7 protein-coding genes are annotated in these 13,673 nt (G+C 42.0%); all 7 read left to right on the forward strand.

Going from position 1 to position 13,673, the window contains the following annotated elements; genetic code table 11:
- Positions 1 to 152 precede the first annotated feature (152 nt).
- The 7 genes from HGR01_RS10820 (at position 153) to HGR01_RS10850 (ending at position 13,667) form a co-directional block, all read left to right on the forward strand.
- Positions 153 to 4,730, forward strand: coding sequence for a DUF4082 domain-containing protein (locus HGR01_RS10820; protein ID WP_045872848.1), 4,578 nt, complete (start codon positions 153 to 155; stop codon positions 4,728 to 4,730).
- Positions 4,731 to 5,056: 326 nt separating this feature from the next.
- The gene (locus HGR01_RS10825) at positions 5,057 to 8,680 is read left to right on the forward strand and encodes a DUF4082 domain-containing protein (RefSeq protein WP_045872847.1); all 3,624 of its coding nucleotides are present in this window, start codon (positions 5,057 to 5,059) and stop codon (positions 8,678 to 8,680) included.
- A gap of 167 nt (positions 8,681 to 8,847) precedes the next feature.
- Positions 8,848 to 9,360, forward strand: coding sequence for an acyltransferase (locus tag HGR01_RS10830; protein ID WP_045872846.1), 513 nt, complete (start codon positions 8,848 to 8,850; stop codon positions 9,358 to 9,360).
- A gap of 250 nt (positions 9,361 to 9,610) precedes the next feature.
- A complete protein-coding gene (locus HGR01_RS10835) occupies positions 9,611 to 10,246 on the forward strand; it encodes a hypothetical protein (protein WP_045872845.1) in 636 nt (211 codons plus the stop codon).
- Between the two features lie 270 nt (positions 10,247 to 10,516).
- A complete protein-coding gene (locus HGR01_RS10840) occupies positions 10,517 to 11,554 on the forward strand; it encodes a Gfo/Idh/MocA family protein (RefSeq protein WP_045872844.1) in 1,038 nt (345 codons plus the stop codon).
- Entirely contained in the window at positions 11,551 to 12,660 is a 1,110-nt protein-coding gene (locus HGR01_RS10845; protein WP_045872843.1) for a DegT/DnrJ/EryC1/StrS family aminotransferase, read from the forward strand. Before HGR01_RS10840 ends, HGR01_RS10845 begins: the two co-directional genes overlap by 4 nt.
- Entirely contained in the window at positions 12,660 to 13,667 is a 1,008-nt protein-coding gene (locus HGR01_RS10850) for a hypothetical protein (protein ID WP_045872842.1), read from the forward strand. Before HGR01_RS10845 ends, HGR01_RS10850 begins: the two co-directional genes overlap by 1 nt.
- Positions 13,668 to 13,673: the final 6 nt, after the last annotated feature.

Below are 13,673 nucleotides of genomic sequence, written 5' to 3' on the forward strand. Positions count from 1 at the left end.
CTAAGGCGGCAGATAGATAAAAACATAAATTATCCGTAATTACGGATAATTTATGTTTTCTCAGCATGATTGAAATAGGGAAGAAGAATTATTTAATCATAATTTTTATTCCCATTAACTGTTTGATTAAGTAAAGCTAAAAACCATCTTTTATGATATTCCCAAGACGTTATGCCAGATATATTTTGGCATTTTTCTGTAGTTTTCTCTTGGTTGTGAGCCAAGTAAAAGTAGCCTTCCCGCAAAGCTCGGTAGGCTTGAAGCAGGTAAAAAACAACTCTAATACTGCGGTAACATCCCTTGCCTTCAGTGCGGATGGTAAGAAGATAGCAACCGGGACAAATGATTCTCGAATTATCATCTCGGATGCACAAACTGGCCAAGAGCAACGAACCTTAAAAGGAGATGAAGGTCTTCCTGTTACCAAAGTAGCCTTCAATCCCAAAGGCGGTAAGCTTGCTAGTGTGGGTCGAGATACCGTACTGCGGATATGGGATGTAGAAACTGGAGAACAAACCCAAAGTCAGACTGGCCACGAAAACCCTACTAGGACAGTTGCTTACGCTCCTGATGGTTTAATTGCTACAGCAGGCGAAGATACTAGAATCACTTTGTGGAATGGAGATAAAATTCTCCGCATATTGCAGGGTCATCTAGGCTTTGTTAACGACCTTGCTTTTAGCCCAGATGGTAAAAGGTTAGCAAGTTGTTCAGAAGATGGCAGGATTATCCTTTGGGATATAGTGTCTGGTAAAAAAGTCTTGACTCTACGAGGACATGCTGGTGGAGTTACATCGGTAGCATTTAGTCCTCGTGAACAGCTGTTAGCTAGTGGCGGTAAAGATGGTACAGCTAGACTCTGGGATTTAGTCAAGAACACAGGTACGCAAAGCCAAATCCTTGAGGGGACAAGTAAAGTAATTACCACAGTTGCATTCAGCCCCAATGGTAAGTTCTTGGCTGCTGCAGGTGCAGGCGACAGAGCTTTTGTGTGGAACTTAGCAAATGGTAAATTACTCAAAAATCTAGCGAAAAATAAAGCTGCTAAAACAAATATAGTTGCCTTTAATCCAGCTGATGATAACAGCTTGGTTACAGGAGACGATGATGGTGAGATTTCAGATTGGGATGTAACCAAGGGAACTAAAAAGAAAAGTCGCCAAGTACCTGCTAAAATTTCTCAACAAAAGATTTTAAAACCCCAGAAATCTAATAATCAAATCGGCGACGCGAGTGTTATTTCTAGTTCTCAAAATCTCATAGCTGCCATACCATCTCCACCAGGAGGGCCAATTCTGGTAGTGACTAGTAGTACCAACAAATTTGGTGACTACTATGCTGAAATTTTGCGTAATGAAGGATTTAACTACTTTAACGTCAGTGATATTTCCGCAATTACTCCTCAAACGTTAAGCAACTATGATGTTGTCATCCTGGCTGAGATGGCTCTTAACTCGGCTCAAGTGACAACATTTACTGATTGGGTAAACAGTGGTGGTAATTTAATTGCCATGCATCCTGACAAGCAACTTGCTAGTTTGTTAGGTCTAACAGATGCAGGTTCAACCTTAAGTGAAGGCTATTTACTTGTAGACACCTCTAAAGCTCCTGGCAATGGTATTGTCAATCAAACCATCCAGTTTCATGGCACAGCAGACCGCTATAACTTAAATGGTGCTGATAGTGTCGCTACACTCTATAGCAATGCGACAACAGCGACTGCTAATAATAATCCAGCTGTCACACTGCGTAATGTTGGTAGTGGTAAAGCCGCCGCATTTACTTACGATTTAGCGCGTTCAATAGTCTACACTCGTCAAGGTAATCCCGCTTGGGCAGGACAGGAGCGTGATGGATTTTCTCCCATTCGCTCTGATGATCAATTTTATGGTGCTGGCAGCTTAGATTGGGTAAATCTTGATAAGGTTGCTATTCCTCAAGCAGATGAGCAACAGCGCTTATTGGCAAATCTAATTACCAAAATGAACTTGGCTAAAAAGCCACTACCGCATTTCTGGTATTTCCCTAATGGTAAAAAAGCTGTTGTACTTATGAGCGGTGACGATCATGGCAATGGCGGAACTATACCTCGTTTTGACCAGTATATAAATTTGAGCCCAACTAATTGTTCAGTTGACAATTGGGAGTGTATCCGTGGTACTTCCTATGTCTACACTACTGTACCTTTCACCAACACTCAAGCAGCATCTTATAACACAAATGGCTTTGAAATTGCCTTACATGTTAATACAGGCTGTGCAGATTACACAACGACTTCACTGAATACTAATTACACCCAGCAACTTAGTGCATTTAGCACTAAGTTTCCTAGCCTACCTGCACCTACAACCCAAAGGCACCATTGTCTGGTTTGGAGTGACTGGTCTAGCACACCAGAAGTAGAGTTGAGTAAAGGAATACGGCTTGACACAACGTACTACTACTGGCCACCCACTTGGGTTTTGGATCGCCCCGGATTCTTTACTGGTAGTGGTATGCCAATGCGCCTGACTAAGTTAGATGGTACAGTCATTGACGTATACAAGGCAGCTACACAAATGACTGATGAATCAGGGCAGTCATTTCCTTATACTGTCAATACACTACTAGATCGGGCTATAGGCGCAGAAGGATACTACGGTATTTTTACTGTTAATGCTCACACAGATAACAGTAATACAGGTTCTCAACAAGAATCGGATGATGTTGTCGCCTCAGCTAAAGCTCGTGGTGTACCAGTTGTTTCTGCTCGTCAAGTGCTAACTTGGCTTGATGCTCATAACAATTCGACCTTTGGCTCTATAGTATGGACTCCTGGCCAGACAAATCCCCAGACTAGCAGCACATTGAGCTTTAACATCACCAAAGCTACTGGTGCAACTGGTTTACAAGCAATGCTACCAATTAGGTCTAGCAACGGTATCCTCAGCAGTATTACTCGTAACGGCAGCACTGTTTATACGCCATCTACTGGCAAGACTGAGGGTATAAAAGGTATTGAGTATGCGATTTTCTCTGTTGATACTGGTAATTACGTTGCTACTTATGACCCAGACACAACATCTCCACAGGTCATAACGGATATTACACTTTCTCCTCCATCCCCTGCTAATGGAGCAACAAACGTAACTGTTGGCACCACAGTGTCAGCTACTTTTAACGAAGCAATTGATCCGGCAACAATTAATACCAGTTCCTTTGAATTGAGAGACTCATCGAACGCGTTGGTAACTGCTACGGTCACCTATGATGCTGCAACGCGTACTGCTAAATTGAATCCGATCGCAAATTTGTCCAATAACACTACCTATACTGCTACCTTGAAAAGCGGAATAGTCAAGGATCAAGCAGCTAATGCTTTAGCAGCTAACTTTACTTGGTCTTTTACTACCGCAGGATTAGTTTGTTCTGAGCAGCAACCTTGTAGTATTTGGACGACTTCGACAGTTCCAACCAACCAATCGGAAAACGACAACAATGCTGTAGAACTGGGAGTCAAGTTCCGTTCAGATATCGATGGCTACATAACTGGTATTCGCTTCTACAAAGGTAATACCAACACAGGCAACTATACTGTTAACCTGTGGAACAGCAATGGCCAGAATCTAGGTGCAGCAAGTATTAACAGTTTGAGTGCTTCCGGTTGGCAACAAGCCAAATTTGCTAGTCCAGTAGCAATTACTGCTAACACCACGTATGTAGCTTCCTATTACACAAGTATTGGCAGATACGCATCTGATAATAGTTTCTTTGCTAGTTCTGGTGTGGTGAAAGCACCATTAACCGCCTTAAGTAATAGTGCAGGTGGAGGTAATGGTGTTTACAAATATGGTAGTAGCGGATTTCCCAACAATACTTATCAATCCAGCAACTACTGGGTAGATGTTTTATTCAGCACTACTGTAGCTACAGATACAACACCTCCCACAGTTATTTCCACCACTCCTAGTAACAGTGCTACAGGTATTGCTATTAACACAACAGTCAAAGCTGCCTTTAGTGAAGCTATGAATTCGGCAACTATTAGTAGTAGCACTTTTCAGTTGCTGGGCCCAAACAACACAGCAGTAAATGCTGGTGTTATTTATGATGCGTCAACCAAGACGGCAACACTGACACCAAGCACCGCCTTGGCAGCTAATACTTCCTATACTGCTACTATTACTAGTGGGGTAAAAGACATTGCAGGTAATGCCTTAGCACAGAACTATATCTGGTCATTTACTACAGGTAGTGGAATCACCCTTTGGGATAACTCAATCACTCCAGCTGTATTACAAGACTCAGATACTAATGCAGTCAACTTAGGTGTGAAGTTCCGCGCCGACGTGAATGGTTATATCAAGGCTATTCGTTTCTACAAAGGAAACAGTAATACAGCAAACTATACTGTCAACCTTTGGGACAACAGTTCTCAGACAAGTATAGGAACTGCTTCTGTAAGTAATGTGAGTGGTACTGGCTGGCAGACAGTTAACTTTACTACCCCAGTAGCAATTACAGCTAATACAGTGTATGTAGCTTCTTACTTAACAACTATTGGTCGTTATTCAGTTAACCAGAATTACTTTGCCAACGCTGGTGTCGATACTGCACCACTTCATGCATTGCAAAATGGCGTGAATGGAGGTAATGGAGTTTATCGTTACAGTTCAACGGTTGGCTTTCCTAACTCAACTTATCAATCCAGCAACTATTGGGTGGATGTTGTGTTTAGTACAACACCTTAGGATGACGCACATATAGAAAACAGGAGGTAAAAAATAGTTTTTAAATCAAAACTATTTTTTACCTCTTTGTTTATTCACTGGCAAAAATTTTGACGTGAATCTAATCAGGAACTAGCCATCTACCAAAACTATTTCCCACAATCACTAGTTTTTGGAAGAATCATACTTATGAGAAGCATTTTATTTATTACTTCAGTTACAAATTTACGGTTACTAATTAATAAAGTAAAAAATATAACAAATTTACGACTCTTAGAAAACAACTGGTGTAGTCCAAGATTGTTATTTAGCGGTTACTACCAACCTGTAAAGGAAAAGGCAGCTGTATGAGAAAGTGGATGCGCGCGATCGCAATAGCTATCATTACGGCGCTACTAACGATCAACCTCAGTGGAGATTATAGACTAGGAATACAGCCTGCGCCTGCCCAAACTAGTACGAACCCAATTGTCGTTGAGAACAATTCAGACGGTAATCCCAAATCTGAATGGGATATTACAGGCGCTGGTAGTTCTAACATTCAAGGTTTTACTGCTGATATCAGTTATAACCTAGGTGATATAGTCAACTTCAAGATTAAAACTAGCACCAATGCTACTAACTACCGCCTTGATATTTATCGTATGGGTTACTACCGTGGGAATGGTGCCCGTAAAGTAGCCACTGTAAATCCTACTACACAGCAGATTTCTGATGCTAAAAGTCAACCTGCTTGTCTGACAAACTCTAGCACTGCACTATATGATTGTGGAAACTGGAAGCAATCTGGAGCTTGGAATATCCCAGCAAACGCCACCTCAGGAATTTATTTTGCCAAGGCGGTAATTACAAGTGGATCGGGTGGAGTAACTGGTGGAGCCAGTCATATTTTCTTCATTGTTCGGGATGACTCAAGTACATCTGATATTCTCTTCCAAACTTCTGATACTACTTGGCAAGCATATAACACTTACGGTGGAGCAAGTCTTTATACTGGTGGGCCAGGCCCCAAAGGTGGTGCTTATAAAGTAAGTTATAACCGTCCGTTCAATACTCGTTCTGTTGATAGCGGTCAGGACTGGGTATTTAATGCTGAATACCCGATGGTGCGTTGGTTAGAGGCTAATGGTTACAATGTTAGCTATTTTACTGGTGTAGATAGCGATCGCTATGGTGATTTGATCAAAAACCATAAGCTGTTCCTATCAGTAGGTCATGACGAGTATTGGTCAAAGCAGCAACGGGCAAAAGTGGAAGCAGCAAGGGATGCAGGTGTAAATCTGGCATTCTTTAGTGGCAATGAAGTCTACTGGAAAACCCGTTGGGAAAATAGTATTGATAGCTCAGGTACGCCCTACCGCACACTGGTTTGTTACAAGGAAACTCACGCTGGCGCAAAAATCGATCCAACACCAGAGTGGACAGGTACTTGGCGTGACCCTCGTTTTAGTCCACCTTCCGATGGCGGTCGTCCAGAAAATCCTTTGACTGGCACGTTATTTACGGTCAATGATGGAGCAACTACAGCTATTCAAGTACCAGCAGCAGACAGCAAGATGCGTTTCTGGCGCAATACAACTATTGCTAACCTGTCAGCTGGAAGTACTGCCACATTGCCTAATGGTACTTTGGGTTACGAATGGGACGAAGATATCGATAACGGTTTTCGGGCTGCTGGCGCGATTCAGATGTCAACAACCACTGTAAATAATGCCCCTGTCCTTACAGACTACGGCTCAAATTTTGGATCTGGTACAGCTATCCATCACTTGATGCTGTACAAATATAAAGGCAGCACTGGTAACAATGCCTTAGTGTTTGGTGCCGGAACAGTCCAGTGGCCCTGGGGGCTGGATGCAAATCATGATCGCACTGTTACACCAACAGATGTGCGGATGCAGCAAGCAACTGTTAACTTGTTTGCTGATATGGGCGTACAACCAGCAACGCTCCAATCTGGTCTAGTGCAAGCTTTTGCTTCAGCTGATATCCTAATTCCCACGTCCACAATTACTTCTCCCACCAATGGCGCATCTGTAGCCAGTAATACTTCAATCACCATCAGTGGTACAGCATCTGATTTTGGTGGCGGTGTCGTCGGTGGTGTAGAAGTATCAGTTGATGGCGGGACAACATGGCATCCAGCAAATGGTCGCGCTAGTTGGAGTTACAGTTGGCAACCTGCAACTGATGGCACATACACCATTAAAAGCCGTGCTATTGATGATAGCGGTAATATTCAAACACCAGAAACACAGATTACTATAACAGTCGCAGCTAGATGTAGCACAAATAAACTCTGTAGCACTATTTGGGATAGTAGCGCTACACCAATTGTGCTGACAGATTCCGAAACTAAAGCAGTAGAACTAGGGGTAAAATTCCGCTCTCAAGTAAGTGGTAATGTTACTGGTATTCGCTTCTATAAAGGGCCGCAAAATACTGGTACACATGTGGGTACTCTATGGAATAGCAGTGGAACCCAACTAGCAAGGGCAACTTTTACCAACGAATCGGCTTCTGGTTGGCAGCAAGTTAATTTCTCTAATCCAGTAGCAATTACGGCAAACACTACTTATGTAGCTTCCTATCATACTAATGTTGGAAGTTATTCCATTAACGAAGGATACTTTGCCAATTCCGGTGTAGATAGCTACCCACTTTATGCCTTGCGTAATGGTGAGAGTGGTGGTAATGGCATTTATGCTTATAATGCTAACCCGACTTTCCCCAGTTCCACTTATAACTCCAGCAACTACTGGGTAGATGTTGTTTTCACTACAAGTACTGTAGCTGACACAACACCGCCAACGGTAACTGCTACAACTCCAAGCAATGGGGCAACAAACGTCAGCACTGCTACAACTGTCACAGCCACCTTTAATGAGGCAATTGATCCAGCAACAATCAACACCAATACCTTTGAGTTACGTAGCCCAAACAGTTTAGTAGCTGCCACTGTTACCTATAACTCAGCAAACAGTAATGCAACGCTCACACCAAGTGCCGCACTCGCAGCAAACACTACCTATACTGTCACAGTTAAAGGTGGTACAACTGACCCACGAGTCAAAGACCAAGCAGGTAATGCTCTAGCAGCAAATTCTAGTTGGTCATTTACTACAGCTGCAGCTGACACCACACCGCCAACAGTAACTGCTGCAACTCCAAGCAATGGAGCAACAAACGTTAGCACTGCTACAACTGTCACAGCCACCTTTAGTGAAGCAATTGATCCAGCAACAATTATTGGCAATACCTTTGAATTACGAAATCAAGCTAATAACACATTAGTAACTGTTACTGTCACCTATGATGCTGCCAGTCGTACAGCTACACTCACACCTAGCAGCCCACTAGCAACTTCTACCACTTATACTGCTACAGTCAAAGGTGGTACAACTGACCCACGAGTCAAGGATATAGCAGGTAATTCTCTAGCCCAAAACTTTACTTGGTCATTTACTACCAGCGCCACATCAATAATTAGTATCTGGGATAACAGTGCTACGCCTGCTATTATCACAGATCCAGACAACTCACCTGTGGAATTAGGTGTGAAATTCCGCTCTAGCGTCAATGGTTATATCAAAGGCATCAGGTTCTACAAGAGTCCCCAAAATACTAATACTCATGTAGGAACTTTGTGGAGTAGCACTGGTACTCAGTTAGCTCAAGTCACTTTTACTAGTGAAACAGCGTCTGGGTGGCAACAGGCAAATTTTGCTACACCAGTAGCGATTACAGCCAACACTACCTACGTTGCTTCATATCACACTAATGTTGGTAAGTATTCTGTAACTGAGAATTTCTTCACTTCTGGTGTGGATAAATCTCCATTACGCGCCTTGAGTAGCAGCGAAAGCGGTGGCAATGGTGTTTATACTTATAATGCCAATCCAGCTTTCCCTACTAACTCTTACGCTGCTAGTAATTATTGGGTAGATGTATTGTTTAGCACTAATCCTTAGCAGTGCTAACTAATGAATTACAAGGCTTAGTTCAAGTTACAATTTTACTGGGGAGTATGCTAAATATAAAAATTTTAGTATGCTCCCATTTTGTTTGCTGGATTTTGAATCACTCAAGAGATAGGAATTCAAAAAATTGTTGAGCCTTATATAAAGGCAGGTATATTATGCCAATAAATGATGATGTAAAGTTGGGTAATAACGTTAAAATTTTTCATACTCAATTAGTCAATCTCTATGGTTGTACTGTTGGGGATGATACGAAAATTGGCACTTTTGTGGAAATTCAAAAAAATGTCCTTGTAGGAAGTAATTGTAAAATTTCATCGCATAGCTTTCTCTGTGAAGGTGTGATTATTGAAGATGAAGTCTTTATTGGGCATGGGGTAATGTTCACTAATGATATTTATCCCCGTGCAGCTAATGAAGATGGTAGTTTAAAAACCGAAGCTGATTGGGATGTAGTTGAGACGGTAGTCAAAAAAGGAGCATCTATTGGTAGTAATGCTACTATTTTGCCAGGAGTAACAATTGGTGAAAGAGCCATTGTTGGGGCTGGAGCAGTAGTTACTACTGATGTTCCTGATTATGCAATTGTAGTAGGAGTACCGGCTCGTGTAATTGGTGATGTACGCGATAATAAAAGAAACTTAGAAATAGCTGCTACAAGTATGAGATAAGGTAGCAACATAGTGAATTATCTGTTTACCAAAGTTAGGAAAATCAATAAATAATCAAGATTTCGATTACCTAAAAAATCCGGTTTTTAGGATATGGATTGCAAAGATGATTCACAATTCAAAAATATCTCTAATTACAATAATTAAGCTTTTATATTTATTCCTAATAATTTGATTTGGCTGATGTATCCCTATTGGTCACATCATTTTTAGATGCTATGGAATATCCAGACTTTGGTATGAGGTGCAAATGTTTAATCAAATCTACCTGCTCAAAAACCCAATCACATCAAAATTTATTTATCTAGTTTCGGTTTTGAGTATTGCCACAGTTTTTGCTAACCCTGCTAATGGTGTACAAATAAAATATGGTAGTCCAGGTAATGTTAGTAAAATTGAGGATTTAGTTGTTGATGATATCGGTTATGATATAACCTTCAAATATGATTCATTTATCAACTTGTTTGGTTCTCCCAATAATTCTGATTTTCAGAAACCTACTTTTTGGGATAATCCTCAAGGAGCAAAAAACTTAGTTGATAGCATTGCCTCCTTACTAAATTTTCAACAAACTGTACCAACACAAATTAATAATTATCCATCAGCCTTGGTTCCATATCGAGGAGCAGTTGCACCCAATGGCACACTTTTTCTTGTCAGTAAGGTCGATAGTTATATTACCAGGTGGGATAATTATCGAGGAGAAAGTCAAGATATTTTCACACGTGGTAATGAACAAGCAAACTATGCAATAGTTAACATCAATCAATCATCTGATGCAGTTCCAGAAGGTAATATGTTAGCTACTGTAATGGCTGGTTTTTTCTTCGTTGTTGGCATGAAGATGCAGAGGAAAATGGCAAAATTAAATCAACAAAACAAATGAGCAAAAGCTGACATTTCATAATTCTTTGTAGATGCTCACAAATACACCCTTAACTACTTGTATGTAAAGTTGAGGGTGTTACAACACCTTTGAAGTAAGTCAGGTACATCATGAGTAATGAGTAATGAGTAAAAAATTTACTTATTACTCATTACTTTTTCAATTAGTTGCTGTACCTCATAAACATCGAATCTGCTGTAATTTTTGGCATATCTGTAGATAGCCAGAATTTCTATTTCATCTCAAATAAAATTCTCTTAGTTAAGAACAATGGGAAGCAACATTAAAATTGGTGTCATTGGCTATGGTTATTGGGGCCCGAATTTAGTTAGAAATTTTTCGGAAATACCAGGAGCAGAAATCAAGACAGTCAGTGATTTTAAACCAGAATTACTGGCAAAGGTACAGGCAAGATATCCCAAAATTAACGTGACAACAGATTGTCGCGATATCTTCACAGATCCGACGATTGATGCGGTGGCGATCGCCACACCAGTCTCTACCCATTTTGATTTGGCTTTAGCTGCATTGAAAGCAGGAAAGCACGTACTGGTAGAAAAACCAATGACTGTCTCTTCTGAGCAAGCACTGCGTTTGATCGATGAGGCTGAAAAACGCAATCTGGTGCTGATGGTAGATCATACCTTTGTCTACACTGGTGCAGTCCGCAAGATGCGGGACTTAGTGGTGACAAATGCTTTAGGTGATATTTATTACTACGATTCTGTACGCGTTAACTTAGGGCTATTCCAGCATGATGTGAACGTGATTTGGGATTTGGCAGTACATGACCTATCAATTATGAACTATGTTCTGCAATCCCAACCTTATGCAGTGTCAGCAACAGGGATTAGCCATGTTCCTGGCGAACCAGAAAATATCGCTTATTTAACTCTGTTTTTTGAAAGCAACTTAATAGCCCACATTCATGTCAACTGGCTCGCACCCGTGAAAGTGCGCCGGACTCTGATTGGTGGTTCCCAAAAGATGATCGTGTTTGATGATTTAGAACCTAGTGAAAAGCTGAAGGTATACGACAAAGGACTGATCCTCAACGGTCATACCGAAAGCGTTTACCAAATGCTAATTGGTTACCGCACAGGTGATATGTGGTCGCCGCAATTAGACATGACAGAAGCATTGCGAACCGAAGGCTTACATTTCATCAATTGTATCCAAACAGGCGATCGCCCCATTACTGATGGGGAAGCAGGACTGCGGGTAGTGAGAATTCTCGAAGCTGCAAGCCAGTCCCTCAAGCAACATGGCCGATTAGTTGAACTAAATTTAGCAGAGGTGGCAGCGTGATTCCATTCGTAGATCTCAAAACTCAATATCTCAGCATCAAAGATGAAATTGATACTGCTGTTCTCAAAGTCTTAGAAAGTACTCAATTCGTTTTGGGTAATGAAGTTAAAGCCTTAGAAGCAGAATTTGCTGACTATTGCAACGCAGACTTTGGTATCGCTGTCAATACAGGTACTAGCGCCCTCCATCTAGCATTATTAGCAGCAGGTATTGGTGCAGGCGATGAAGTCATTACTGTACCTTTTACCTTTGTCGCCACAGCAGCCGCGATTTGTTATACCGGAGCCAGACCAGTTTTTGTTGATATCGATCCGATTACCTACACTATAGATGTCAACAAAATCGAACGAGCGATTACTGAACGTACCAAAGCCATTCTGCCTGTACATTTGTATGGTCAACCAGCAGATATGGAACCGATTATGGAAATCGCGCGCCGTCATGGTTTGACAGTAATTGAAGATGCTGCCCAAGCTCATGGTGCAGAATACAAGGGACAGAGGGTAGGTAGTATTGGGGATATTGGCTGCTTTAGTTTTTACCCTGGTAAGAATTTAGGAGCTTATGGTGAAGGTGGGATGATTGTCACTAATAACCCCGAATACACCCACACCATGCAAATGTTACGCGACTGGGGTCAAGAACGCAGATATCACCATGTCCTCAAAGGTTATAACTACCGCATGGATGGTATCCAAGGGGCAATTTTACGGGTGAAATTACGCTATATCGAAGAGTGGACAGAAGCTAGAAGAACACACGCCGCCCAGTACAATCAACTTTTAGCCAATACTGGTTTAACTACACCTGTAGCCTTACCTCATAATCGCCATGTTTATCATGTCTATGCAGTGCGGACTTCCCAAAGGGAATGGCTACAGCAACAGCTAAATGCACAAGAAATTCAAACAGGGATTCATTACCCCATCCCAGTTCACCTACAAACAGCTTACTCTGATTTAGATTACAAACCAGGTGATTTTCCCCACTCAGAATTAGCCGCTAGAGAAGTGCTTTCCTTACCCATGTATGCTGAACTCACAGCTACACAGGTGAGCAAAGTAGCTAATAGTCTCCAAAACATTCTGCAGGGAGTGGCTGTTTAATGAGCGATCGCCGTCCTGGTTTAAATCCCCATCGCCTTGTTTCCTTGGTACGCCAAGCTGTTGAGGGTTGTGATTTGCAATTGCAAAACGCGATCGTGCTGACAGAAGCCGCAACAGGGGCCTATGCAGTGACACCAATTGTAGCTGCGATCGCTGGAGCCGAGAAAGTCTTGGCGATCGCCAAGACTACCCGCTATGGTACCGTAGAGCAAGTGCAAGCTTTGACAAAGCAACTAGCTGATATTGCCGGAGTCAGCGACCGCATTGAATTTATCGCCGAAAAAACTCCAGATATTGTTGCTCAAGCCGATATCATTACCAACAGCGGCCATGTTCGCCCCATCAATGCAGAGATGATTGGTTGGATGAAACCGAATGCTGTCATTGGCTTAATGTACGAAGCTTGGGAATTTAGACCAGAAGACTTGGATCTAATTACCTGTCGTCTCAAAGGTATCCAGGTTGTAGGGGTGAACGAACGTCATCCAGCAGTAGATGTCTTTTCCTTTTTGGGAATTATGGCAGTCAAACAATTGCTGGATGCCGGAATTTCCGTTTACACCAGCAATATTTTATTGTTATGTGATAACCCTTTTCAGCGATTTATTGAGCGTGGTTTAGTCCAAGCTGGTGCCACAGTAGATACTGTTGATAGCCTTGCCACTGCATCCATCAATAAAAACTACGATGCCATTCTCGTAGCTTTACAACCACGCCTAGAACCAATACTAGGCGCTAAAGATGCGGCAGCGATCGCTAAATATTGGACAGGTACATTAGTTGCTCAATATTGGGGAGACATCGAGCGATCGGCTTTTGCTGCCCAAAATATCCCCGTATCTCCAGAAATTGAGCCAAAACCAGGACACATGGGCATTCTCCCATCAGCCGTGGGGCCAGAACCAATTGTACGTCTGCAGACAGGCGGACTCAAAGCTGCTGAAGTGATTTGGCGGCAATCTTTCCAACCGCAAACATCTGGTTTGGAATTTGTGCAACTCCTGTGAGGAATT

This window comes from Tolypothrix sp. PCC 7712, assembly GCF_025860405.1.
GTDB classification, from domain to species: Bacteria; Cyanobacteriota; Cyanobacteriia; order Cyanobacteriales; family Nostocaceae; genus Aulosira; species Aulosira diplosiphon.